The following is a 25,210-nucleotide window of genomic DNA, read 5'->3' as shown; positions in this document are numbered from 1 at the left end:
CATGTCTCTTGTCGAGGGCCTTACCCCACGCTGCCTTCCAGCGAGATGCCGATCAGCTTCTGCGCTTCGACGGCGAATTCCATCGGCAGCTCCTGCAGGACTTCCTTGACGAAGCCGTTGACGATCAACGCGATCGCCGCTTCCTCGGGAATGCCGCGCTGCAGGCAGTAGAACAACTGATCCTCGGAGATCTTCGACGTGGTCGCCTCATGCTCGAAATGCGCGGACGAGTTCTTCGCTTCGATATAAGGCACCGTATGCGCACCGCATTTGTCGCCGATCAACAGCGAGTCGCATTGCGTGAAGTTACGGGCATTCGTCGCACGGCGATGCGCCGAGACCTGACCGCGATAGGTGTTCTGTGATACACCGGCGGCAATACCTTTCGAGATGATGCGGCTCGACGTGTTCTTGCCGAGATGGATCATCTTGGTGCCACTATCGACCTGCTGATGGCCGTTGGAAACGGCGATCGAATAGAACTCGCCGCGGCTGTCATCGCCGCGCAGGATGCAGGACGGATATTTCCAGGTGATCGCCGAACCGGTCTCGACCTGGGTCCAGGAGATCTTCGAGCGGGCGCCGCGGCAATCGCCACGTTTGGTGACGAAGTTGTAGATTCCGCCCTTGCCGTGCTTGTCGCCCGGATACCAGTTCTGAACGGTCGAATACTTGATCTCGGCGTCGTCCAGGGCAATCAGCTCGACCACGGCCGCATGCAACTGGTTTTCATCGCGCTGCGGTGCCGTGCAGCCTTCGAGATAGGAGACATAAGCTCCCTCTTCCGCGATGATCAGCGTGCGCTCGAACTGGCCAGTGTTCTTCTCGTTGATGCGGAAATAGGTGGAAAGTTCCATCGGGCACCGGACGCCCTTCGGCACGAAGACGAAGGAGCCATCGGTGAAGACGGCCGAATTGAGCGTCGCATAGAAATTGTCGGTCGTCGGAACGACGGAGCCGAGATATTTGCGCACGAGGTCGGGATGCTCGCGGATCGCTTCGGAGATCGACATGAAGATCACGCCGGCCTTCTTCAGTTCTTCCTTGAAGGTCGTGACCACCGAAACCGAATCGAACACCGCATCGACAGCGATCTTCGGCTTCTCGACGCCGGCAAGAATTTCCTGCTCGCGCAGCGGAATGCCGAGCTTTTCATAGGTCTTCAGCAGTTCCGGATCGACTTCGTCGAGCGATTTCGGACCGGCGAACTTCTTCGGCGCGGCGTAATAGTGAATGTCGTTGAAGTCGATCTTCGGATAGTCGACGCGTGCCCATGTCGGCTCTTCAAGCGTCAACCAGCGACGATAAGCCTCGAGGCGCCATTCCAGCATCCATTCCGGTTCTTGCTTCTTGGCAGAGATGAAGCGGATAATGTCTTCGGAAAGACCCTTGGGAGCCTTTTCCACCTCGATGGTGGTTTCAAAACCGTACTTATACTGGTCCACGTCGATCAGGCGGACCTGATCAACCGTTTCCTGGACTGCAGGCATGTCGTTCTCCAATCTCGCCGGATCCAAGGTCCGGCAGCTTGTCAACGTTGCGGCAGACTGAAATGTCTACCCTCTATGTAGTCGGCCAAAAGGGACTTTTCAGCCCGCTTGGCAAGCGGAAATTTCTGTTTCCGCAAAATTGTGGCCGTTAGGCCGCAGCTCCGGCCGGTTTGCGCCTACCGGCAATTCGAGCAAACGCAGCAATCGCGCGCTCGACATCCTCTTCGGTCGTCGTAAATCCAAGCGAAATGCGCAGCGCCCCGAGCTTGGGGTCGCAGCCCATTGCCACCAGCACATGGCTTTCACCCACCTTGCCGGAGGAACAGGCGGAACCCGCCGAAATCGCCACTCCTTCAAGATCGAAGGCGATCTGTCCGGTTTCGGATTTCAGACCTGGCAGGGTGAAGAAACTGGTATTCGGCACACGTGGACCGCCTTCGCCATGTATGATGACATCGGGCGCAGCACGTCGCATGCCCTCCTCCAGCCGATCGCGGAGTTTCGCAACAGCCGCATTGCGGCTATCGAACTCGGCAATCGCGGCCGCCGCGGCAGCACCAAAGCCGACGACAGCCAGCGCGTTCTCGGTGCCGGAGCGATGCCCTTTTTCCTGTCCGCCGCCATGAATCAGCGGCTTCGGCATCAGTACTTCGCCGCGCGAGATGAGTGCGCCGGCCCCTTTCGGTCCGCCGATCTTATGTGACGAGACGATGAGAAAATCGGCGCCGATCTCATTGATATCGATCGGAACCCGACCTGCCGCCTGCACGGCGTCGACGACTAACACGCCGCCGAATGCCTGCACGATCTTAGCCGCTTCGTACACGGGCTGGAGAATGCCGGTTTCATTGTTGGCGAGCATGATCGCCACCATCGGCAGCCCACTTGCCTTGTCATGTGCCGAAAGCATCGCTTCCAGCACACCAAGATCGACAACGCCGTCCGATGTCACCGGCACTTCGTTGATCTTTTCCTTCGGGAAACGGCCGCCTTCGCGCAAAGCGGGATGCTCGATTGCCGATATATAGAGATGACCGATTGCAAGCGGCGTGCGGCCCATGCGGAATTCCGGCGTCAGCACCATATTGGCGGCTTCCGTCGCGCCGCTGGTAAAGACGACATGAGCCGGTTCGGCGCCAGTCAGGCTTGCGACCTGCCGGCGCGCGGCTTCGATCGCCGCCCGGGTGGCACGGCCCTCCCCGTGAACAGAATTGGGGTTTCCATAGAGGTCCAAGGCATGCAACATAGCGTCGCGCGCCGCCGGATGAAGCGGTGCGGTGGCATTCCAGTCGAGATAAAGGCGCGTTGCCGCCATAATCTTCTTCCTGCCTGACGAAGCCTTGTTGTGCCCGGCTCATTTTCCTTGAAATTTCAGTCGGGCATGCCTTATGACACGTTCCACAAACCGTTGCGCAAACAACGCGTGGAAGTTCGCGCCAAGTTTCGAATTGTTCTAAACTGCGTTCTAGAAAAGATGAGCGCAATAGTCAAGTCAACTTACTGCTTCCCACATGGTTTGAACGCAGAAAAAGAAGAGCCGGAGTATCGATGCCCGAAGTTATTTTCAACGGCCCCGCAGGCCGCCTTGAAGGCCGCTATCAGCCCTCCAAGGAAAAGAGCGCCCCGATCGCGATTATCCTGCACCCGCATCCGCAGTTCGGCGGCACGATGAACAATCAGGTCGTCTACCAGCTCTTCTATATGTTCCAGAAGCGCGGCTTCACGACGCTCCGCTTCAATTTCCGCGGTATCGGCCGCAGCCAGGGCGAATTCGACCACGGCGCCGGCGAATTGTCGGATGCGGCCTCCGCGCTCGACTGGGTGCAGAGCCTGCATCCGGATTCCAAGAGCTGCTGGGTCGCCGGCTATTCCTTCGGCGCATGGATCGGTATGCAGCTTCTGATGCGCCGCCCGGAAATCGAAGGCTTCATGTCGATTGCGCCGCAGCCGAACATCTACGATTTCTCGTTCTTGGCGCCCTGCCCGTCGTCCGGCCTGATCATCAACGGTGATTCCGACAAGGTCGCCCCGGAAAAGGACGTCAACGGCCTTGTCGAAAAGCTGAAGACGCAAAAAGGTATCCTGATCACGCACAAGATTGTGCCAGGCGCCAACCACTTCTTCAACGGCCAGGTCGAGACGCTGCTCGGCGAATGCGAAGACTACCTCGACCGTCGTTTGAACGGCGAACTGGTGCCGGAGCCGGCGGCCAAGAGGATCCGATAAATCGAAGAAACTACATTGCTGATTGACGATGCTCCGTTCAATGGCAGGCTCTCGAAATGAGAGCCATCATTGATACCAATGTTTTTGTCAGTGCTTGCATCGGTGCAGGCCCCGCCTCCTCGGTAGTTGAGGCGTGTATTGAAGGCCGTGTTCAACCCGTCATAGGCGCCAAGCTATTCCTTGAGTATGAGGATGTGCTGGCAAGAGGAGCGCTATTTGCAAATGCGCGTCTCAGCGAACCCGAAAGACAATTGCTCTTCAACGTATTCGTTAGCAAATGTGAGTGGTGTCCTATATATTTTCTTTGGCGACCCAATTTGCGAGACGAGGGAGATAATCACATTGTCGAACTGGCGATCGCGGGGAACGCAGACTACGTCGTGACTAGCAATGTAAAGGACTTTCGAAACCCGAACTTGCGTTTCGATAATGTCATTGTTGTAACGCCCGAACACTTTGAGCAGGAGTTGGGCAAATGAATGCCGTAACAATTCAGATTCCCGACGATATGCATGAAAGCGTGAAGGCGATTGCGGCTGAAAAGGGTGTTGATGTCGCAACATTATTGATCGATGTGACGGAATCAATCATTCGCGAACACGACGCAGAAATGCGCTTCCGTAAAAGGGCCGAATTCGGTGCAGGTCACGACGACGAGGCTCTGGCCTTGCTGCGCCGGAAATAACAATCCCTCACCGCGACATCTCAAAACAAAGACCTGCGACGCCATCGATGACGATCGGCGAGCGGTATTGCATCCCTATTTTGCGGAGAACCCGCTGCGACGCGGTGTTTTCCGGATGGGTGAAGGCGATGAAACGGCGGGCGAAACCGCGTTGGAAGAACCAGTCGGAAAGCGACCCTGCAATCTCGGTCGCGTAGCCGTTTGCCCAGGCGTCCTTGCGAATGGAATAGCCAAGTTCGAATTCGCCGCGGTCGCGCTCCTCCTGAAACCGGGAGAAGCCGGCACGGCCGATGAAACGGCCATCGTCGCGTCTAAGCATCTTGTATTTCGTTACGCCGTCGCGTGCCTGCTCGCCAAACCAGCTTTTCAAGCGATCCTCAGCCTTTTCCAGCGTCCAGGGAGCGGCGCCCGAAAGATAGCGCGTTGTCTCGACGGTCGAATGCAATTGTCTAATAAGCTCGGCGTCGCCCTTGCCCCACATCGTCAAGATGAGCCGTGGTGTCTCCAATATAATTTCGCCGCTCATCGGCTTACCTCATCGTTCGGTACCGAAAATATCAGGCGCGTCCCGCGAACAATCAACCAAATGTTGGCTAGTCACTAAATCAGTGCTAAACGCGCCGCGACGGTTCAACAATAGCGATTTCGCCGCATGCTCCACGTGCGGTGCCCCGAGAGACCAAGATCATGGCTGAGTTCAAATCCGATTTCCTGCGCACCCTGCAAGAGCGCGGCTTCATCCACCAGATTTCCGATGAAGCCGGCCTCGACTCTTTGTTCGCCAAGGAAACCGTGACCGCCTATATCGGCTTCGACCCGACGGCGCCGAGCCTGCATGCGGGCTCGCTGATCCAGATCATGATGCTGCATTGGCTGCAGGCGACCGGCCACCGCGCGGTCTCGCTGATGGGCGGCGGTACCGGCATGGTGGGCGATCCCTCCTTCAAGGAGGAATCGCGTCAGTTGATGACGGTCGATACGATCGAAAGCAACATCGCCTCAATCAAGCGCGTCTTCTCCAACTACCTGACCTATGGCGAAGGCCCCAAAGACGCATTGATGATCAACAACGCGGAGTGGCTGCGTTCGCTGAACTACCTCGAATTCCTGCGCGATGTCGGCCGGCACTTCTCCGTCAACCGCATGCTGTCCTTCGACAGCGTCAAGACGCGCCTGGATCGCGAGCAGTCGCTGTCCTTCCTCGAATTCAACTACATGATCCTGCAGGCCTACGACTTCGTCGAACTCGCCAAGCGCTATGACTGCCGCCTGCAAATGGGCGGTTCGGATCAGTGGGGCAATATCGTCAACGGCATCGATCTCGGCCACCGCATGGGTACGCCGCAGCTCTTTGCCCTGACCTCGCCGCTGCTGACCACCTCTTCCGGCGCCAAAATGGGCAAGTCGGCTTCCGGTGCAGTCTGGCTGAACGCCGACCTGCTCTCGGCTTACGACTTCTGGCAATACTGGCGCAACACCGAGGATGCGGACGTTTCCCGCTTCCTGAAGCTCTATACCACGCTGCCGATGGACGAGATCGCCCGCCTGTCTGCGCTCGCCGGCTCGGAGATCAATGAGGTCAAGAAGATCATCGCGACGGAAGTCACGGCGATCCTGCATGGCCGCGAGGCTGCCGAGCTTGCCGCCGAGACGGCACGCAAGACCTTCGAGGAAGGCGGTCTCTCCGAAAACCTGCCGTCCGTCGCCGTTCCCGCATCCGAACTCGACGCCGGCATCGGGCTGCTCTCGCTGATCGTCCGCGCGGGGCTCGCCGGTTCAAATGGTGAAGCCCGCCGTCACGTCCAGGGTGGCGCCGTGCGCATCAACGATCAGGCGATCAGCGACGAACGCAAGGTGATCGGCAGCGGCGAAGTCACCGCAGATGGCGTCATCAAGCTGTCGCTCGGCAAAAAGAAGCACATTCTGATCCGCCCTGCCGCCTAAGAGATCGCTTATTGAAGCACAACAAGCCGGCGCACCCCGCCGGCTTCTTGCGTTTTCAAAGGCTTGGCACCCGAGGGCCGCACCTCCAGATAGTTGCCGAACAAGCCGCACTGACGAAATACCGGCGCCGGAAGCAATTTTGTGCTCGGTCATGTCGGACCACTGCATTTCCATTCGTCTCCTGTAGAGATCAGCTTTGGAGGTGAGTTATGGGCGAACTGCCGGTGATCAAAACAAGGCGTAAGGGTAGAAGCCTCACGCAGCGTATGCTGATTCCCAGCGAGGAGATGGTTGCGGAGGCGCTCCGGGCGGCCACTCCAGGCGAGTTGTCAGACATTGCGGAGGTAAGACGGGCGCTCGCCAGCAAACATGGTGCGGACGCCTGCTGCCCCGTCACCGTCCAGAGACACTTGGTGCAGATCAGTCAAGACGGCACCGCTCCCTTTTGGCGCGTCGTAGATCCCGATCGACCTTTCGCCCGACGCATGGTCGGCGGGCCCGAACGCATACGCGAGCGATTGGGGGGTGAAAAATAGTTCAATCTCTCCAATGCCGGCCGATGGAAGGTGGCGGCGCATTGGTGGTAATCGAAGCGGTATGGACGTAGCCGAGGGCGGCCGCCGTTACTCCATAAGCTTTCTCAGAACTCGAAGATCTGCCGGAACACGCCCGGCGCTATGATCGACAGCGGATTGATCTGCAGGTTCGGCTTCTCAAAACTGCCGGTCAGCCTGAATGTAATCCCGATTAGGCCGCGGTCGCTGCCGTTGCCAAGGATGAAGCCGACGATCGGCACTTCGGCGAACAGGCGGTTGAGGCCGTAGGCGGGCATGAAGGTGCCGGTCAGGTCCATATTGCCGTTGGCGTCCTTCACCGTGCCCTGGAAAGTCGCCCCCACCTGCACGCCGCGAACAACGCCATTTTCCACCGCAAGTGTCCCCTTGCGCAGCACCAGCCGCGCAAAGCCACGCTCGAAACTCTGTGATCGCGTGTCGATATTTTGTTTGACGGCCGAATTCAGGCTCCGCCCGTTTTTGCCGCTCGGCGTCGAAACGATGGTCGAGAGCTTCTTTTCGTCGATGACGGCGAAGTTGCGGATATCGAGCGAACCGTCCCAGGCGTCCGTCCCCGTGGAGCGTAGCGACAGATTGAGCAGGCCGCCCTGCAGATGCTTGTAGAGATCAGCAAAACGCGCTACTGCGCCGGCATCGCCGCTGGTGATGCGAATAGTCCCGCCGTCTCCGCCCTTGCTCATCTGGCTGACGACAGCCTCGCCGCTGCGCGTGAGGCCGGAGAAATCCGCAGCTATGGTACGGCCGCCAGCGACGGAATAGACACCCTTGAGATTCCCGATCGCCTCATCGTTAAAACCGACGACCTTGTCCAGATTGGCGCGGATCGTTGCGCCGGTCGAATCATCCTTGTCGTCGCCTTTGCCGCTTGACGATGTCTTCAATCGCGCCAGGACTGGCCGAAGATCGGCCGAGTTGCCGGCGACGGAGATATCGTAATTGCCATTTCTGCCATGCTTGATCGACAGAGCGAAATCATCGAGTGCGGAAAGCTTGACGCTGTCGAAACTTGCCGAAGACAGGCCACCTTTGCTGACGACGAGATCGCCGCTGACGCCGAAGCCGTCGCCTTTGAGGACGAAATTTTTCAGCGCCGTCTGACTATCCGGCCCGGAAGCCTCGAATTGGGCGCTGGCGGGAATGCCGCTGCCCTTCGACCAGCCGACCCACGGCACCGTCAAAGCCGCTTTGGCGAGGTCGACCTTGACGCCCTGGCGGTCGTCATCGATGCGCGTGAGTTCTATCTTGATCGGGCCGTCGATAATATCGTTGAGGCCCGGCATGACGCTGTTGCGCTGGGCATCGGTGAGCGTCGCAGTGATCACGCGGCTGCGTTTGACTGTTGATTTGCCGTCCGTTGGTTCCACCATATCGATCTGTGCAGGAATGCCATCGATCTGCGCCTGGGCATCCAGATGCACGGACTGGGGATCGGCATCGATCTCACCGGTAAGATTGGAAATCTTGCGATTGTTCATCGGCTTCAGCAGATCGACGTCATCGAGCTGCAGGTTCGCCTTCCAGACCGGCGGCGGCGGCTTTTGGTCGCTGATCAGGCCGATTGCCGCGTCCACCTTGGCGACGATTTTGCCGTTGAAATTCTCCGGCTTGAATTCGGTTCGCTGCAGCACTTCCAGCGGCTTATAGGTCAACAGCTCGCCGATCGAATCGCCCGAGCCGGATATTTCCAGCTTGAGTTCAGCCATCAGCGGCTTGTCATAGGCCGAAGGGATCGAGAAATTGCTGTTGGTCAGCGTCACGGAACGGCCGGTCGGGAAATAGGAAGTGCCGCTCGCAATATCGACGCTCATGGTCGGGCCGGTCAGATCGAAATGCGCCCTGGTATCGCGGATCGGCGGAATTTCGCCGGGCACATCGAGGCGCGCGTCGTCTATATCGAAGGCGATATGCAGTTCGTTCTTGCCGAGTTGCAGCTTGCCGGTCTTTGCCGCCTCCGCCAATCGTCCGGCGGGAATGAAGACTGAAATAGCCCCGTTAGTCACCGTGCCGCCGAAGAGGTTTTTTTCCACCCAGGCCCGGGGTTTCGAAGCCATCCAGAATGGCCAAAGCTGCTTGATCGCGGTCGTATCGAGCTTGTCGGCGCGACCGCCGAAGCTGATCTCCGGCGAGCTGTCTCCAAGCTTCAAGTGCAGAGAGCCGAACAGCGCACCGAGCGGCGTCGAGATGCCGAGATTTTCGAACTGCAATTCCTTGGTCGCTGCCAGGAAACGCCCCGTCGCCTGCCCGTCGAAGCTGACCGCCTGTTCGCCCGAAATAGCGGATGCCGCCGTGCCGCCGCGGATCAGGAAATCGATGCCAAAGCCCTTGCCGGCATTGGCGTCGATCCGGTCGAGGTCGATCAGCGCGCCGGAGAATGGCACCATAGTGCCGACGAACTGAGCTTTCGACGGCGCGATCTCAAGCGTTTGGTGATCGAAGTTATAGGCGAGATTGATGTTGGCCCGCGTCAGTTCTTGCGGGTCGCGGTCCATATAGAGCGTCCCGGGCTGGACATCGATGGAGGCGCTGAGCTTCGGATAAGTGCCCGAACCGCCACGAATGGCGGTCACCGTCATTCCCGCGAAACTCATGAGGCCTTGGCGCGGCGTGCCGTTCTGATCATAGGCCATCGTCAGCGGCTTCAGGTCGAGATTGGTGACCTTTGCGATAAGCGAAGAGCTGCGGCCGGCCTCCGGTTGATCGGCAACGACATCAAGTGTGGCGATGGAGCCGTTGACGGCGACCTTTCCGTAAAGGTGCAGCGATGACGGTCCGCTGCGCTCGAAGGTGAGGCTGTCGACCACCAGCGAAATCGGTTCGCCGCCCTCCTGACGTGCCAGCTTGACGGCAAAGCCGGAAATGCGCACCGAATTCGTGCCGCCGCGCTCGACGAAACGTTCGAGGAAATCGAGATTGTCGAAGGCTGATTTGAGCGCTTTCGGCAGCCCATCGACGCGCAGCGCCGTCAGGTCGACGGGATCGCCTTGCGGCAGCAGCGACGTGTCGAGCGCGATGCCCTGCGCTGCCACACTGGCCACTTCGACACGGCCTTCGACAAGCGCCAGCGGATCGAGCACCATGCTTACCGCCGACATGGTCGACAGGTGCTTGCCGCTTTCCTGGTCGACTACATTGACGTTGCGGGCTTCCAGCTCCAGCCGCAAGGTGGGCGTGAAACGGACCACGGTCGAGCCGACTTCCGCCTTGTAGCGCGGGCCGATCGCCCGATCGAGGGCTAGCTGCGCCTTCTGTGACAGGGGCTCATCGAAAATGCCGCCCTCGATCGTCGCGATGACTGCGCCGGCGATCAGGGCGAGAAAGGCAATGAAGACAAGGGTGATGCGGCAGACATGCCAGACATGCGAGCGCTTACGCCGTTTGCGTTCAGGGACATGCACGATCATAGGATCGTCGACCTGAGCGGAAGGCAAATGGTCGAGCGAGACGAGATCCTTCTTGCGGAATATAATCTTTTCGCCTCGGATCACTCCCGTGCGTCCCTTTCGTTTTTTGCAATTTTGTTGGTGACGCTGCGTCCGATGTGGACGGCATACCGGTCCAGTATATATGGCTGGTATTTAGTGTCATCCAAAATCCCGGCAAAAGAAAGGTTTTCCCGTGACCGAAATCTCTGTGGTTGAATTGGGCATCGGCGACAGAGCGCCGGATTTCGATCTTCCGCGCGACGGCGGTGGCCGTGTGCGCCTCACCGATTTTGCCGGCAAGCCGTTGGTGCTGTTCTTTTATCCCAAGGACGATACGACTGCCTGCACCGCCGAATCAATCTCCTTTACCGCGCTTGCGGCGGAGTTCGAAAAGGCCGGCGCAGCCATCCTCGGCGTGTCGCCGGATTCGGTCAAAAGCCACGACAAATTCGTGAAGAAGCATGCCCTATCCGTGCCCCTCGCCTCAGACGAGGAGAAGACCGCCGCGGAAGCCTATGGCGTCTGGCGGGAAAAGAGCATGTATGGCAGGACCTTCATGGGCGTCGTGCGCTCGACCTTCCTCATAGAGGCGGACGGCAGGATCGCGAGGATTTGGAGTAAGGTCAAAGTGACCGGCCATGCCGAAGAGGTTCTGGCCGCCGTCAAGGAACTCTGATGCCCATCGCCATGCCGGCGGAAATCGAGACCATCACCTCGCTGCGCGGCGGCGCTGTCGCCGCCATCCGCTCGGCCGATCTCGACCGCAAGACGGCGCTTGCCCAGGAATCGGCAACGCGCTGGTTCGCGCGCACCCTGTCGCTGCGCTCGCCGCTTGACCCGGCACTGGCCGATCGCCCCGGCCGACCGGAAAGGCCGGAGCTGGTACCGCCGAAGCACATGGAGAAGCGCTCGCTGCACACGGTCAAAGGCCGCATCGCGCTGCTGCATGCCATCGCCCATATCGAACTCAATGCTGTCGATCTGGCGCTCGACATCGTCGCGCGCTTCGCCACCGAACCGGTGCCCAATTCCTTTTTCGACGGCTGGATGCAGGTTGCTTTCGAGGAGGCGAAGCATTTCCGCATGGTGCGGACGCGTCTGCGCGATCTTGGCGCCGACTATGGCGACCTGCCTGCCCATGACGGCCTGTGGCAGGCCGCGCACGCAACCCGCAACGACCTCACCGCTCGTCTCGCCGTCGTTCCGCTCATTCTAGAAGCCCGCGGTCTCGACGTCACGCCGGCGCTACAGGTAAAAATGCGCGAGACGGGCGACATGGAGAGCGCCGCCGTCCTCGATGTCATCTATAATGATGAGAAGGGCCATGTCGCCGTCGGCGCCAAATGGTTCCGTTTTCTATGCGCCCGTGAACGGCGCGATCCGGCCCGAACGTTCCAGGATTTGGTGCGCGCAAATTTCCGCGGTTCGCTGAAGGCGCCGTTCAATGACATTGCCCGCGCCGAAGCCGGCCTGACGCTTACGTCTAAAAGTAATTCATAACATACTAAATTATAAGAGTTTTTCTGTTTTCTAGGGGTAGGACGGAAAGTAATCGTTAACCATAATTCCGTGTAGTCCTCAGTGGATGCCGATGCGCATCGATTGGGAGATTCTCGGTGACAGCCAAGCCTCAGAACCGGGTTTTCGGCAAACAAAAACGGCAGCACACCATTATCGTGGCGAGCGGCGATACAGTGCGCCACATGACCGTGCGCCCGTGGATGGCGGCGCTTGTCGTTTGCCTCATCGGCGTCTTTTCCATCGGCTATCTCCTCGCGACATCCTATCTCGTCCTGCGCGACGACTTGATCGGCGCCACCATGGCCCGGCAGGCGCGCATGCAATATGACTATGAGGATCGCATTGCGGCGCTGCGCGCCCAGGTCGACCGCGTTACGTCGCGCCAACTGCTCGACCAGCAGGTCGTCGAGGAAAAAGTGGACAAGCTGATGGAGCAGCAGCAGGCCCTGTCATCGCGCCACGGCAAGCTGGATGCACTGCTTGACCGCGCCGAGAGTTCCGGCCTGATGAACAAGGATGCGCCTGGAGATGCAAGTGCGGTCGCCAAAGGCGATCACGCCAACAAGGGTGATCACGCGGAACTGACGGGAGGGCTTAAGTCGATCGAGACGCTTCTGTCGAGCGGCAAGCCCGCCGACGCGACCCCCGACAACTCCACCCTCGCCTATGTGCCCGCCCCTGAAACCGTTGCAGACCGGGCCGATCGGGTATTCTCGAAGGTTACATTGTCGCTGAAACATATCGAACAGGATCAACTGACTCGCGTTCGGCATCTGACCTCCGGCGCTTCGGAAACTGCCGATGAGATCCAATCGATCATGCAGAATGTCGGCGTCAAGGTTCCAACCGCAATAGCCAGTGCCGCGAGCAAGAATGACATCACCAAAAATGATGATGGGGGCGTCGGCGGCCCTTATGTCGCCCCGGAAAATGTCGATCAATTCGATCAGTCCATGGCCGATCTGGATACGGCACTGACGCGCCTTGAGACGGTGCGCGGCGCAGCCGAAAGCCTGCCCTTCCGCAATCCCGCGCCGGGCAAGCTGATCACAAGCCCCTTTGGCAATCGCAAGGATCCGTTCTTCGGCAAGCTGGCGCTTCATACCGGGACTGATTTCCACTTCAGCCCGGGCGAAAAGGTCAAGGCGACGGCGCCGGGCAAGGTCGTTTCCGCCGGCTGGACGGGCGGTTACGGCAACATGGTCGAGATCGATCATGGTGATGGCATTTCGACGCGTTACGGTCATATGGAAGAAGTGCTGGTCAAGGTCGGCGATACGGTCAAGAGCGGCGACGCCCTCGGTCTTGCCGGCAGCACGGGACGTTCGACCGGGACGCATCTTCACTATGAAGTGCGTGAAAACGGCCGCGCGATCGACCCGATGTATTTCATCAATGCAGGCGCGAAGCTCGCAAGTTATATCAATGGGCTAGGGACAATTTCACCGCGAGAATTGTGACAAACGAGCAACAAAGGTGGCGCTAATCTAAAAATTGCGTTATCTATTGGTCTGAAGCTTTCTGAACCACCCGCTTTCCTTGACTTCGCGGGTATTTGGTTCTATGTCGCGCTGCATTGCGGCATGCTAGGGCATGTCGACTCACGAGTGTTCGACCGAACCGGAACGGAAATAGTTTTCCCTTTGACAACATTTGCTGACCTTGGCCTGAGCCAAAAAGTCCTATCCGCGGTAACAGACGCGGGCTACACCACACCGACTCCGATCCAAGCCGGCGCAATTCCCTTTGCGTTGCAGCGCCGCGATATCTGCGGGATCGCCCAGACGGGTACCGGCAAGACTGCCTCCTTCGTTCTGCCGATGCTGACGCTCCTCGAAAAGGGTCGTGCCCGTGCGCGCATGCCGCGCACGCTGATCCTCGAGCCGACGCGCGAACTCGCCGCGCAGGTCGCGGAGAACTTCGAGAAATATGGCAAGAATCATCGCCTGAACATTGCATTGCTGATCGGCGGCGTTTCCTTCGAAGACCAGGACCGCAAGCTGGAGCGCGGCGCCGATGTGCTGATCTGCACGCCCGGCCGCCTGCTCGACCATTTCGAGCGCGGCAAGCTGTTGATGAGCGCCGTCGAAATCTTCGTCATCGATGAAGCCGACCGCATGCTCGACATGGGCTTCATCCCCGATATCGAGCGCATCGCCAAGCTCATTCCGTTCACGCGCCAGACGCTTTTCTTCTCGGCCACCATGCCGGGCGAAATCCAGAAGCTGGCAGACCGCTTCCTGCAAAATCCGGAACGTGTCGAAGTCGCCAAGCCTGCTTCGACGGCAAAGACGGTCACGCAGCGTTTCGTCGCCTCGCACGGCAAGGATTACGAGAAGCGCGCCACGTTACGCGATCTCATTCGCTCCCAGACCGATTTGAAGAACGCCATCATCTTCTGCAACCGCAAGAAAGATGTCGCAGATCTCTTCCGTTCGCTGGAACGCCACGGCTTCTCGGTTGGCGCACTGCACGGCGATATGGATCAGCGTTCGCGCACGACCATGCTGCAGAACTTCCGTGACGGCAACATCCAGCTTCTCGTCGCTTCCGATGTTGCGGCGCGCGGCCTCGATCTTCCCGACGTTGGCCACGTCTTCAATTTCGATGTTCCGATCCATTCGGAAGATTATGTCCACCGCATCGGCCGCACCGGCCGTGCCGGTCGCTCGGGTGCCGCCTTCACCATCGTGACGAAGCGCGACACAAAACATGCCGATGCGATCGAAAAGCTGATCGGCGAAGATGTCGAATGGCTGAATGGCGATCTGTCGGCCTTGCCCCCCGCTGAAGAAAGCCGGGACGACGACCGTTCTTCCCGTCGCCGGGATTCCAAGGGCAGAGGCCGCGATCGCGATCGCAGCCGCGGAGGCCGGAGTGCCTCGAGTCATAAATCTGATATCGACGTCGAGGATAATGGCGTTGACGTGATCGAAGCAGCACCAGCAAAGGCCGAAAGCGTGAGAAACGAGCGCAAGTCTGAGAACAACAACAAGTCCCATAACGGTTCTCGCAACAATCACCGGCCTTTCCCTGCTGCCAACGACGACAACCGCGAGCGCCGCAATCGCTACCGCGATCAGGACGACGGCCCGACACCGGTCGGCTTCGGCGACGACATCCCCGCTTTCATGCTGATTGTTGCCAACGCCAAGGCCTGATGGGCCCGCTGCGCATGGGGAAACCCGGCATCGATTTCCCAGGATTAGGAACCGGTCTCGCAATTTTGCGAGACGGGAAGCTGCTGCTCTATAAGCGTTTGAAAGCGCCGGAAGCCGGCTTTTGGAGCATCGTCGGCGGTAAAGTCGACCACATGGAGCGGGCCGCGGACGCGGCTATTCGCGAGGCGGAAGAAGAAAGCGGCCTTTCCATCGGTAGGATCGATTATCTCTGCACGACAGAGGCTATCGTCGAAGCCGATCGCCAGCACTGGATTTCTTTGATCTACATCACCAGTAACTTTTCCGGCGAACCGCGTCTGATGGAGCCTGACAAGCTCTCCGATTTCGGCTGGTTCGGCCGCAACGAACTGCCGCAGCCGCTTTCGGCCTTTGCGCAAGCTGCGATCGCGCATCTAAGCGAAGATGATTTTCGCTGAACTCTATTTCTCCGCCCGCACCGCGGCCTCGTAAGCAAGCCTGACCCAGCGAGCCATGATATCCGGATCGTCGAAAGCATCGTCCGGGATCGACCAGTAGGGCATGTTGACGGGTTTGCCTTTCTTCCCCTCATAGGCCCAACGCCGGGCGCCCGCCGCTTCGAATTGCGGCGCGCTGACGTCGTCTGCCTTCAGCAACATCTCGTCGCTTACTTCGACGGCGACGATACGACCCATGTGATAGACGCCCTTGCCTCCGAACATACGCTTGATCGTCACCGGGCCGAGCGCCTGGAACATCTCTTCGATCTCGATATTGTCCATCCCCTACCCCTTCAAAATGCCACCGGCGGCTATTACGGCGTCGGGCGTATCCACATCAAGATGGGCTGCATCGCCGATGTCGACATCGATGACGGGAAGCCCCGCAGTTTCGATAATATGCCGCGCGCCGACATCGCCCTCAAGCCGCATCACGGCGTCGAACACGGCGCGTGGCAGGATGACGGGATTGCCGCGTTTGCCGCGCGACACGGCACGGACGATCGCCTGCCCATTTGCCTTGCGGAAGGCCGCAATCAAGGTCTTGAGGTCGTCGCTGGTCACACCCGGCATGTCGGCGAGCATGACCAGGACGCCGTCGGCGCGTTGCGCGACCGGCGCGCTGATGCCGGCGACCAGTGAGCTCGCCATACCGGACACATAGTCGGGATTGTGCACCCGCTCGATCGCCAGACCGGCTAGTGCCTGTACGATTTCCCCGTGGCGATGACCGGTGACGGCAACGACGGCCGAGCCTACGCCTGCCAAGGCGGTCATGGCCGAGCGCCGCACGAGAGGTATGCCGTCGAATTCCGCCAATAGCTTGTGCGGCCCACCCTCGCCCATGCGGCGCGCTTTACCGGCGGCAAGAAGCACGACGGCGACGGAAATCTGCGCTTGCGGTTTGACGGCGATATCGCGCGGTCTTGGCCGCGACTGTATTTCCATGAGAAGCCCCCCGACACCCATGCCGCTGATCTCCTGCGGCGTCGGTTTTTCGCCGGCAAGGATACGATCCAGCACCCAGTCGAAACCGTTTTCCTTCGGACTGCGGGCGCAGCCGGGTGCCCCCACGACATGGACATCGCCCACCCTGCCAAGCACCAGCAGATTGCCGGGATCGACCGGCATGCCGACCTGAATCACCTGGCCGCCCGCAAGCCGGATTGCCTCGGGGATCACATCGCCCGCATCGATCACTGCAGACGCACCAAAAACGATGACGAGCTTCGACGATTGATCCGCTGCCTGCAACGCCTTGCCGATCGCTTCCGCTACATCGGGCGCGCGGTGTGCCACTCGCTCTTCCCTCTCGAGCGTGCTGCCGGCAAGCTGCAGCCGTTGCGAAAGAATACGCGCTGTCTTGTCCATCACCGAGGTCTTCAGTGACGGCAGTTCGGTCGCGACCAGCGATACCGCATGCGGCTTGAATGGCTTGACCTCGAAAACAGTCGTCTGCTGCAGGATGTCGGCGCCCGCAGCAACCTTCTCGCCTGAAACTGCCAGCGGAATGATCTTGAAGGTCGCCACCATATCGCCGTGACGCACCGGCACATGATCGGCAAGACAGGCAAGCGTGATGGCCGGATCGACACTGTTCAGCCGGTCGACGGCGGCGCGGTTCGCAACGAACAGGCCATCGACTGCGCTATGAACATTGACGCGCCCCGTCGCCGCTTCGGAAAACGTCAGATGATCCGGGGCAATCGCCCGCGCCAATCGCGTCGCGGCCTCATTTTCCATAAGATCGTCAGGCTCGATTTTGGCGGCGGTGACATGGACGATATTGGCCGCAGCGAGGCGATCGAGATCGGCGCGGTCAAGCACATGCCCCTTGGCGAGGCTGCCATCGGACAATCGGATGGAATGCGCAAGCACGGCGCCTTCGGCTTCCGCTGTGGCAAAATCACCGAATTTCATCGCTTGTCACCCTTCGGTGATGAGACGTCGCGGCCGCGCAGCGCGGCGATGATCTCGGCCAAAATGGCAACGGCGATTTCCGCTGGGCTCGATGCGCCGATGGGAAGGCCGATAGGAGCATGAATCCGGGCAAGGTCGGCCTCCGTCAAACCCTCGCGCTTCAGTCGTTCCACGCGACTCGCATGTGTCTTACGACTGCCGAGCGCCCCGACATAGAAACAGCCGACCTTCAGCGCCTCGGCAATCGGAAAATCATCGATCTTCGGATCATGGGTGACCGCAACCAACGCCGTATAGGCATCGAGCGGTCGCTCCTTCAGGACATCCACCGGCCAATCGGCAATAAGATCGGCGCCATCGAAGCGCTCCGGCGTCGCGAAAGCGGTGCGCGGATCGATGATGCGGATGTCAAAGCCCGCCAGCTCGGCCATGCCAGCCAAAACCTGGCTGATATGCACAGCGCCGATGACGACGATTTGCGGCGGCGGCAGATGAACATTGAGGAAGAGGCTTTGCCCTCCAATCTCCGCTATAGAGGATTTTCCCGAGCGGAAGGCGGACGCGACGGCGTCGGCAAACGGGCCGTCGATGGCGTCACCCTCGACGATCAGCCGATCTTGCCCGCCGGAGAGTTCGGTCGCCAGGATCACCGCTTGCCGCGCGCGCCGCAGCCTGTTCAGTTTCGTCAGTACCTGACGGTCCATCAGACAAGCCTCTCGACATAGACGCGAATTCGGCCGCCACAGGACAGACCGACGCGCCAGGCGGTTTCATCCGCGACGCCGAACTCCAGCATGCGGGCCTTGCCGCTTTCGATCACGTCCAGCGCTTCGGTAATGACGGCACCTTCCACGCAGCCGCCAGAAACCGAGCCGTGAAAATTGCCCTCGTCGTCGATGACGAGATGGCTGCCGGTCGGGCGCGGTGCGGAACCCCAGGTGTCGACGACGGTCGCCAGCGCCACGTTGCGGCCAGCGGACGCCCATTCCTCTGCAATGACAAGCGGATCAAGGCTTTCGGGTGCATGTGTCATGGGTGCCTCACAGCTTGGCGAGAAAACGGCGTGGATCATAGGCGCCGGCGCGACCAGCGCTCAGGGCCGATACGAGATCGGCCAGAGATAATAGATTGTGAACCGGACGGAATTCGTCAACATGCGGCAGCATGGCGCGAACGCCGCGGGCGCGAGGTTCGAAGCCCTCGAAGCGCAGAAGAGGATTGAGCCAGATCAGCCGTCTGCAGGAGCGGTGTAGCCTGTCCATTTCGCTTTGCAGAAGCTCCACGCCCTCCCGCTCCAATCCATCGGTGATGAGCAGCACGATTGCACCCTGCCCCAGCACCCGCCGCGCCCAGAGCCGATTGAACTCCTTCAGCGTCTCGCCGATCCGTGTGCCGCCCGACCAGTCGCGGACGGCGGCGGCGCATTCATCAAGCGCCTCATCCGGATCCTTGTGACGCATCTGGCGGGTAACGTTGGTGAGCCGCGTGCCAAACAGGAAAGTATGCACCCGCCGCCGCTTCTCGGTAAGCACATGCAGGAAATGCAGGAAGATGCGGGTATATTGGCTCATGGAGCCGGAAATATCGGCAAGCACCACCAAGGGCGGCTGCATTTCCTTGGGTTCGCGATAACGCGGCAGGATCAGCGTGCCGCCGGTGCGAAGCGCGCTCCGCATCGTCGCGCGTGGATCGACCTTGGCGGAGGCGTGCGACGGCGCGAAACGGCGGGTGCGGACGCTATCGAGCGGCAATTGCAGCCGCGCCAGTTCTTTCTTCGCAGCGGCAATTTCCGCAGCCGACATCTGGGCGAAATCCATCCGGCGCAGGAGTTCGTTACCCGATGTCGTGAAGCGGGCATCGATCTCGACGTCCGGTGCCTCGCGCTGCGGCCGGCGGTCGTCGCGCTCGCCAAGCAGAGCATCGCCGGCGCGGAGCTCGCCCGGCCTCGGCTTTTCTTTTTCACGATGATCAGGCGCGACCGGCGACATCATCGCGATCATCTTCTGCACGAGATCGCGCGAGCGCCAGAACAGCCGGAATGCCTCATCGAAAACCGCAAGATCCTCATGCCGTTTGACGAAGATGGAAGACAATGACGCATGAAACTCGTCGCGCGAGCCGATGCCGATCGTATCGACGGCTTCGATGGCGTCGGCGATGGCCGCCGGCCCGATCTTCAGGCCGGCCTTGCGCAAGGCACGGGCGAAGAAGACGATATTATCGGCCAGACGGCCGTCACCGGGCGGTGACGACGGCGCTGCGATGCCGTCTTGCATTGCCGGTTCCATGGTCTCATCCCGTCGCCAGCAGTTCGGATTTGACCTCATCCAGCACCCGCTTGCCCTCGCCGCCCTGGATGCGGGCAATATCGTCCTGGTATTTCAGCAGGGTGCCGAGCGTATCGGAAATCGTCTCGGGATCGAGCGCCAGCCGGTCGAGCTCGGTCAGCGCCGTCGCCCAGTCGATGGTTTCGGCGACGCCGGGATTTTTGAAGAGGTCGAGCGTGCGCAGCTTCTGCACATAGGCGACAATCTGGCGCGACAGCGCCTCATTGCAGCCGGGCACCTTGCGGCGGATGATATCGAGCTCCTGCTCCGCCTCGGGGTAGTCGACCCAATGGTAGAGGCAGCGCCGCTTCAGAGCGTCGTGCACCTCGCGGGTGCGGTTGGTGGTGATGATGACGATGGGCGGCTCGGCGGCGCGGATGGTCCCGAGTTCGGGAACGGTCACCTGGAAATCGGAGAGCACTTCGAGCAGGAAAGCTTCGAACGCCTCGTCGGTGCGGTCCAGTTCGTCGATCAGGAATACCGGGGCGCGGCCGCCCGTGTCCGACAAAGCCTGCAACACGGGCCGGCGGATGAGATAGCGCTCGGAAAAGATATCGGCCTCGATCCGGTCGCGATCGGTGAGTCCGGACGCCTCGGCCAGGCGGATTTCCAGCATCTGCGCCGGATAGTTCCATTCATAGACGGCGGAGGAAACGTCGAGCCCTTCATAACATTGCAGGCGGATCAGCGGCCGGTCGAGCGCCTTCGACAGCACTTTGGCGATCTCGGTCTTGCCGACGCCGGCCTCGCCTTCGAGAAAGAGCGGCCGTTTCATTTTCAGCGCCAGAAACAAAACCGTACCGAGCGCGCGCCCCGCGAGATAATCGTGGGCACCGAGCAAGGCTATTGTTTCGTCGATCGAACTCGGCAGTGAAGGTGCGTGATGACGATCAGGCATAATCTCTCCCGTTACTGTGCCACGTGTCCCACCGGACGCGCTGAGGACGCAGTAACACTTCAAACTGCCACATAATCCTCTCCTTGGATCGATTCCGATCTAAGGGGTTGTGCTCGATGAGGGTTATAACGTGTGATAGTCCCGGTTCATATAGAGCAGCGCCGGCTTTGTTTCATCGAAATGCACGGCCACGACTTCGCCGAAGATGATGTTATGCGTCGAAGCCCGCTTGATTTCGGTGACGCGGCAATCGAAGGCTGCCAGTGCGTCGGCGAGTACCGGGGCGCCGGTCACCAGCGTATCGAACTTGCCCGTCGCGAAACGCTCGTCGGTGGTCAGATTCGTCTTGCCGGAAAAAGCATCGGCGAGCGCCTGATGGTGGGCACCTAACGCGTTCAGGGCGAAGATGCCGCTTTTGAAGAAGATTTCGTTCTTGGCATTGTTGTTGTTGAGGCAGATCAGGATCGTGGCGGGATTGTCCGAAACCGAGCACGCAGCCGTAATCGTTACCCCGCGCCGTTCGTTGCCAAGCGCGGTGGTCACTAGCTGCACATGCCCCGCATAACGGCTCATGGCGTCGCGATAATGCGCCGGATCCATACGCTGCTTGTCTAGCACGATTGCTTCCCTCGTTTTCGTCATTTCTCGTTTTCATTCAATATGGCGGGCAGACGTTAGCTTTTCTACAATAGGAATATTGAAATCAGACAGATTTCGTTGCTTTTTCTTTGACGGCGACCTTCAGGCGGATAAAAGGGCCTGAGAATTGTCCAGGATACCATGTCGATGAACGTTCTGCGTCGTACACCGCTTCTGATCGCGCTGCTTCTGGCGGCAGGCAGCAGCCATGCTGCGGGCGTCAATATCGGCATCGTCGCGCCGCAGAACGGAAACTTTGCATCTCTCGGCGCCCAGATTACGGCGGGCGCCAATTTCGAAGTGCAGGCATTGCAGGACTCCGCCACCGTCGTCGACGAGCCCTGCACCGAAGATGGTGGCCGGGCGATCGCTGAGTCGTTGATCACGGCCAAGGCGCAAGTCGCGATCGGCTTTCTCTGCAGCGAGACGCTGGAAGGCGCGCTGCCACGACTGAAGGAAGCCGGCATTCCCGCCATCACCGTTTCGGTACGTTCCCATATCGTGATGGAGGATGCGCTGAAGAATGGCTGGCCGCTTTTCCGTCTCGCTCCGGTTGACAGCGCCGAGGCTTCGATGGCGGCCGACGTCATCCTGAAGAACTGGGTGGCCGAGCCGATAGCGCTCATCGAAGACGGCACGATCCACGGCCGTGAGCTGGTGGAAGTGGTGCGTAATGCATTGGAAGAGAAAGGCCTGAAGCCTGTCTTCACCGATACCTATCGTCCCGGCCAGGAACAGCAGATCGCGCTCGTCCGCCGGCTGAAGAAGGCCGGCGTCAGCCGTGTTTTCATCGGCGGCGACCGCAGCGACGTGGCGATCATCGGCCGCGATGCGCGCAACGAGAACATTCCCTTGACGCTGATGGGCGGTGACGCGATGCGCGCCACCAATCAGCCGGTGCCTCTGGCAGACGGCGTGCAAGCCATCGCCCTGCCCGATTACGCCAGCTTACCCGCTGCCCAGGCGGCCGTGCAGGCGATGCGCTCCAAAGGTATCGAACCGGATGGCTATATTCTGCCGGCTGCGGCCGCCGTGCTGATCGCCAACCAGGCTGCGGAAAGTGCCAAGGCGGAAAACAAGCCGATTGCCGACAAGCTGATCGGTACGACATTTCAGACGCCGATCGGCCCCGTCACCTTCGGCCAGAACCACGAATTGACGGAAAATCCCTATCGGCTGCTGGAATGGCGCGGTAGCGCCTTTGTCCCGGTGACATCGCCGTCGAACTGATATGGTCCGTGCAAGGCTGGCGGATTAGGTTGTTTGCCTGCCGAACCGGTGATAAGCCAAGCGCGATAAAACCAGACGGAGTTCAGCCATCCCATGACATTGCCGATCCGCATTGCGCCCTCCATTCTCGCGGCCGATTTCGCCAAGCTCGGACAGGAAGTCAAAGATGTGACCGCAGCCGGGGCGGACTGGATCCATCTCGACGTCATGGATGGCCATTTCGTACCGAATATTTCCTTCGGTCCCGATGTCATCAAGTCGCTGCGCCCCTATACATCAGCCACTTTCGACTGCCATCTGATGATCTCGCCGGCCGATCCCTATCTCGAAGCTTTCGCCAAGGCCGGCTGCGACCGCATTACCGTTCACGCTGAAGCCGGCGCGCATCTGCATCGCTCACTGCAAACCATTCGCCATCTCGGCAAGAAGGTCGGCGTCACCCTCAATCCGGCGACACCCTTGTCGGTTCTGGAAAACGTGCTGGATGATATCGACCTGATCCTGATCATGTCGGTCAATCCCGGTTTCGGCGGTCAAAAATTCATTCCCGCCATGGCCGACAAGATACGGAACGCCCGGCTGCTGATCGGGGACCGCCCGATCGAACTCGAGGTCGACGGCGGCGTCACCGTCGACACGGCTCCGATCGTCACTGCCGCCGGCGCCAGTGTCCTCGTCGCCGGCTCGGCGATCTTCAAGGGCGAATCCGTCGACGCCTATCGACAGACGATCTCCAACCTGCGCACTGCGGCAGAACGAGGCCGCGTTGGATCAAATTAATCCGGCCAGCGCTGTCGCGACCACCGGACGGCTGCGGGCAGCCTTTCCGTCCTATCGACAGCTCCTGCTCGGGGCGCCCTGCTGGGGCATGGCAATGGCGAGTTCCGCATTGTTCGCGCTCTATCTGCGCAACGGTCTGCTGACGAGCCATCTGCCCGCGCTCATGGCGGTCTACTTCTTCGGCGGCTCGCTTGCCTGGCCGTTTACGCTGCCCCTCGCGCGGCTGCTTGCGCATCGCAGGCCGATCGAAACACGTTTTGCCGCTTTCTTTCTGGCGCTGTCGCTCGGCACCGTCGCCATGACCGCGTTTCTTTTCGCCATGGACTATCGCTGGTTCTATGCACGCTGGCATGCGCCGTTCGGCACGCTTGTCTGGGCTTTTCAGTTTGCCTTCACCAGCGCGAGCGCCGTCTATCAGTTCGCCATCCTCGGTCTTGGACTGTTCCTGCCGGTCGGCTTCATCTTTTTGGGTTTGGCAAGCTTTTATCTCGCAAGAGATACGCGTTGAGTTGAAGCAAAGATTGAACCAAGAAACATTGAGATTGCTGCCCGTCTTTGTTATGGGGGCGCCAAGCATTCGTTTCTCCTTACCTAAGAAAGCTTGAGCCCATGATCCCGCGCTACTCTCGACCGGAAATGGTCGCCATCTGGTCGCCCGAAACCAAGTTCCGCATTTGGTTCGAGATCGAGGCCCATGCTTGCGACGCGCTGGCCGAGCTCGGCGTCATTCCGAAATCCGCAGCCGAAACCATCTGGGAAAAGGGCGGCAAGGCGACCTTCGACGTCGCCCGCATCGACGAAATCGAAGCCGTCACCAAGCACGACGTCATCGCCTTCCTCACGCATCTCGCCGAAATCGTCGGACCGGATGCCCGCTTTGTGCATCAGGGCATGACCTCTTCGGATGTTCTCGACACCTGCTTCAACGTACAACTCGTCCGCGCCAGCGACCTGCTGCTGGCCGATATCGACAAGCTTCTGGAAGCCCTGAAACGCCGTGCCTTCGAGCACAAGGACACCGTCACCATCGGCCGCTCGCATGGCATTCATGCCGAGCCGACCACCTTTGGTGTCAAGCTGGCGCTCGCCTATGCCGAGTTCGAGCGTTGCAAGCGGCGCCTGATCGCAGCCCGCGAGGAGGTTGCCACCTGCGCTATCTCCGGTGCGGTCGGCACCTTTGCCAATATCGATCCGCGCGTCGAGGAACACGTCGCGGCGGCACTCGGTCTGAAGCCGGAGCCCGTGTCCACGCAGGTCATCCCGCGCGACCGTCATGCCATGTTCTTCGCCACGCTCGGCGTCGTCGCCTCCTCGATAGAGCGTCTGGCTACCGAAATCCGTCATCTGCAGCGCACCGAAGTGCTGGAGGCCGAGGAATATTTCTCCCCCGGTCAGAAGGGCTCGTCGGCCATGCCGCACAAGCGCAATCCGGTGCTGACCGAAAATCTGACCGGGCTTGCCCGCATGGTCCGCTCCTACGCGATGCCCGCAATGGAGAACGTGGCCCTGTGGCATGAGCGCGATATTTCCCACTCCTCCGTCGAGCGCATGATCGGCCCCGATGCGACGGTGACGCTCGATTTCGCTCTGGCCCGCATGACCAGCGTCGTCGACAAGCTGCTCGTCTATCCGGAAAATATGATGAAGAATCTGAACAAGTTCCGCGGGCTTGTTCATTCGCAGCGTGTACTGCTGGCACTGACCCAGGCAGGTGTGTCCCGCGAGGATTCCTATCGCCTCGTCCAGCGCAACGCCATGAAGGTTTGGGAACAGGGCAAGGACTTCCTCGAAGAACTGCTCGCCGACCAGGAGGTCCGCGCAGCGCTTTCGGAGGAAGATATCCGCGAAAAGTTCGATCTGGGTTATCACACCAAGCACGTCGACACGATCTTCAAGCGCGTGTTCGGCTGATC

At 60.0% G+C, this 25,210-nt stretch carries 25 protein-coding genes; 14 read left to right on the top strand and 11 right to left on the bottom strand.

The genetic code is table 11. From position 1 onward, the window contains the following. Positions 1 to 20: 20 nt before the first annotated feature. Together sufB and K290_RS0117295 are read right to left on the bottom strand one after the other, a co-directional pair. Entirely contained in the window at positions 21 to 1,490 is a 1,470-nt protein-coding gene (sufB, locus tag K290_RS0117300; RefSeq protein WP_028753101.1) for a Fe-S cluster assembly protein SufB, read from the bottom strand. Positions 1,491 to 1,638: 148 nt separating this feature from the next. After that, a complete protein-coding gene (locus K290_RS0117295; protein ID WP_028753100.1) occupies positions 1,639 to 2,805 on the bottom strand; it encodes a cysteine desulfurase family protein in 1,167 nt (388 codons plus the stop codon). A gap of 233 nt (positions 2,806 to 3,038) precedes the next feature. On the opposite strand from K290_RS0117295, the gene K290_RS0117290 reads away from it, so the two are divergent. From K290_RS0117290 to K290_RS0117280, 3 genes are read left to right on the top strand one after another with little or no spacing between them, the layout of a single operon-like run. Then, positions 3,039 to 3,716: an alpha/beta hydrolase gene (locus tag K290_RS0117290; RefSeq protein WP_028753099.1), complete on the top strand. Its 678-nt coding sequence runs from the start codon at positions 3,039 to 3,041 to the stop codon at positions 3,714 to 3,716. A gap of 56 nt (positions 3,717 to 3,772) precedes the next feature. Further along, entirely contained in the window at positions 3,773 to 4,195 is a 423-nt protein-coding gene (locus K290_RS0117285; protein ID WP_028753098.1) for a putative toxin-antitoxin system toxin component, PIN family, read from the top strand. Then, complete coding sequence (locus tag K290_RS0117280; protein ID WP_081670344.1) at positions 4,192 to 4,401, top strand: hypothetical protein; 210 nt, start codon at positions 4,192 to 4,194, stop codon at positions 4,399 to 4,401. Before K290_RS0117285 ends, K290_RS0117280 begins: the two co-directional genes overlap by 4 nt. 7 nt (positions 4,402 to 4,408) lie before the next feature. Here K290_RS0117280 and K290_RS0117275 read toward each other — a convergent pair whose 3' ends face one another. Further along, positions 4,409 to 4,927, bottom strand: coding sequence for a GNAT family N-acetyltransferase (locus K290_RS0117275; protein ID WP_028753096.1), 519 nt, complete (start codon positions 4,925 to 4,927; stop codon positions 4,409 to 4,411). A gap of 161 nt (positions 4,928 to 5,088) precedes the next feature. Between K290_RS0117275 and tyrS the strand changes: the two genes are divergently transcribed. Together tyrS and K290_RS38375 are read left to right on the top strand one after the other, a co-directional pair. Next, on the top strand, positions 5,089 to 6,345 hold the full coding sequence (gene tyrS / locus K290_RS0117270) for a tyrosine--tRNA ligase (protein WP_028753095.1): 1,257 nt from the start codon (positions 5,089 to 5,091) through the stop codon (positions 6,343 to 6,345). Between the two features lie 209 nt (positions 6,346 to 6,554). Beyond that, positions 6,555 to 6,881, top strand: coding sequence for a hypothetical protein (locus K290_RS38375; protein WP_028753094.1), 327 nt, complete (start codon positions 6,555 to 6,557; stop codon positions 6,879 to 6,881). Positions 6,882 to 6,985: 104 nt separating this feature from the next. Here K290_RS38375 and K290_RS0117255 read toward each other — a convergent pair whose 3' ends face one another. Further along, a complete protein-coding gene (locus K290_RS0117255; RefSeq protein WP_028753093.1) occupies positions 6,986 to 10,405 on the bottom strand; it encodes a YhdP family protein in 3,420 nt (1,139 codons plus the stop codon). 130 nt (positions 10,406 to 10,535) lie between these two features. On the opposite strand from K290_RS0117255, the gene K290_RS0117250 reads away from it, so the two are divergent. From K290_RS0117250 to K290_RS0117230, 5 genes are all read left to right on the top strand, one after another. Further along, positions 10,536 to 11,018 carry a peroxiredoxin gene (locus K290_RS0117250; protein ID WP_037135621.1) on the top strand — a complete coding sequence of 161 codons (483 nt, stop codon included), beginning with the start codon at positions 10,536 to 10,538 and terminating at the stop codon, positions 11,016 to 11,018. Positions 11,019 to 11,029: 11 nt separating this feature from the next. Next, positions 11,030 to 11,842: a ferritin-like domain-containing protein gene (locus K290_RS0117245; protein ID WP_028753091.1), complete on the top strand. Its 813-nt coding sequence runs from the start codon at positions 11,030 to 11,032 to the stop codon at positions 11,840 to 11,842. 116 nt (positions 11,843 to 11,958) lie between these two features. Further along, positions 11,959 to 13,323 (top strand): M23 family metallopeptidase, encoded by a 1,365-nt coding sequence (locus K290_RS0117240; RefSeq protein WP_028753090.1) that lies wholly within the window; start codon positions 11,959 to 11,961, stop codon positions 13,321 to 13,323. A 183-nt stretch (positions 13,324 to 13,506) separates the two neighbouring features. Beyond that, entirely contained in the window at positions 13,507 to 15,024 is a 1,518-nt protein-coding gene (locus K290_RS0117235) for a DEAD/DEAH box helicase (RefSeq protein WP_028753089.1), read from the top strand. A gap of 14 nt (positions 15,025 to 15,038) precedes the next feature. Continuing rightward, positions 15,039 to 15,461 (top strand): NUDIX domain-containing protein, encoded by a 423-nt coding sequence (locus K290_RS0117230; RefSeq protein ID WP_028753088.1) that lies wholly within the window; start codon positions 15,039 to 15,041, stop codon positions 15,459 to 15,461. A 3-nt stretch (positions 15,462 to 15,464) separates the two neighbouring features. Here K290_RS0117230 and K290_RS0117225 read toward each other — a convergent pair whose 3' ends face one another. From K290_RS0117225 to K290_RS0117195, 7 genes are all read right to left on the bottom strand, one after another. Next, on the bottom strand, positions 15,465 to 15,785 hold the full coding sequence (locus K290_RS0117225; RefSeq protein WP_028753087.1) for a TfoX/Sxy family protein: 321 nt from the start codon (positions 15,783 to 15,785) through the stop codon (positions 15,465 to 15,467). Positions 15,786 to 15,788: 3 nt separating this feature from the next. Continuing rightward, positions 15,789 to 17,423 (bottom strand): NTP transferase domain-containing protein, encoded by a 1,635-nt coding sequence (locus tag K290_RS0117220; protein WP_028753086.1) that lies wholly within the window; start codon positions 17,421 to 17,423, stop codon positions 15,789 to 15,791. After that, on the bottom strand, positions 17,420 to 18,127 hold the full coding sequence (locus K290_RS0117215) for an XdhC family protein (protein ID WP_028753085.1): 708 nt from the start codon (positions 18,125 to 18,127) through the stop codon (positions 17,420 to 17,422). Before K290_RS0117215 ends, K290_RS0117220 begins: the two co-directional genes overlap by 4 nt. Next, on the bottom strand, positions 18,127 to 18,456 hold the full coding sequence (locus K290_RS0117210; RefSeq protein ID WP_028753084.1) for an XdhC family protein: 330 nt from the start codon (positions 18,454 to 18,456) through the stop codon (positions 18,127 to 18,129). The genes K290_RS0117215 and K290_RS0117210 overlap by 1 nt, the downstream gene beginning before the upstream one ends. A gap of 7 nt (positions 18,457 to 18,463) precedes the next feature. After that, the gene (locus K290_RS0117205; RefSeq protein ID WP_028753083.1) at positions 18,464 to 19,711 is read right to left on the bottom strand and encodes a vWA domain-containing protein; all 1,248 of its coding nucleotides are present in this window, start codon (positions 19,709 to 19,711) and stop codon (positions 18,464 to 18,466) included. Positions 19,712 to 19,715: 4 nt separating this feature from the next. Further along, a complete protein-coding gene (locus tag K290_RS0117200; RefSeq protein ID WP_028753082.1) occupies positions 19,716 to 20,648 on the bottom strand; it encodes an AAA family ATPase in 933 nt (310 codons plus the stop codon). A 123-nt stretch (positions 20,649 to 20,771) separates the two neighbouring features. Continuing rightward, entirely contained in the window at positions 20,772 to 21,290 is a 519-nt protein-coding gene (locus tag K290_RS0117195; protein ID WP_172831019.1) for a flavin reductase, read from the bottom strand. Positions 21,291 to 21,434: 144 nt separating this feature from the next. Between K290_RS0117195 and K290_RS0117190 the strand changes: the two genes are divergently transcribed. The 4 genes from K290_RS0117190 to purB all read left to right on the top strand — a co-directional run bounded on the left by K290_RS0117190 (position 21,435) and on the right by purB (position 25,208). Further along, positions 21,435 to 22,517: a branched-chain amino acid ABC transporter substrate-binding protein gene (locus K290_RS0117190; protein WP_028753080.1), complete on the top strand. Its 1,083-nt coding sequence runs from the start codon at positions 21,435 to 21,437 to the stop codon at positions 22,515 to 22,517. Between the two features lie 93 nt (positions 22,518 to 22,610). Continuing rightward, positions 22,611 to 23,297: a ribulose-phosphate 3-epimerase gene (gene rpe / locus K290_RS0117185; protein ID WP_028753079.1), complete on the top strand. Its 687-nt coding sequence runs from the start codon at positions 22,611 to 22,613 to the stop codon at positions 23,295 to 23,297. Between the two features lie 88 nt (positions 23,298 to 23,385). Continuing rightward, positions 23,386 to 23,805 carry a hypothetical protein gene (locus tag K290_RS0117180; protein WP_245276570.1) on the top strand — a complete coding sequence of 140 codons (420 nt, stop codon included), beginning with the start codon at positions 23,386 to 23,388 and terminating at the stop codon, positions 23,803 to 23,805. A 101-nt stretch (positions 23,806 to 23,906) separates the two neighbouring features. Further along, a complete protein-coding gene (gene purB, locus K290_RS0117175; RefSeq protein WP_028753077.1) occupies positions 23,907 to 25,208 on the top strand; it encodes an adenylosuccinate lyase in 1,302 nt (433 codons plus the stop codon). The last annotated feature ends 2 nt before the right edge of the window (positions 25,209 to 25,210 follow it).

Origin of the sequence: Rhizobium leucaenae USDA 9039 (assembly GCF_000426285.1) — a bacterium.
Classification (GTDB): domain Bacteria; phylum Pseudomonadota; class Alphaproteobacteria; order Rhizobiales; family Rhizobiaceae; genus Rhizobium; species Rhizobium leucaenae.
The sequence above is the reverse complement of the archived record's forward strand: the minus strand, read 5'-3'. Positions and strand labels throughout refer to the sequence as shown.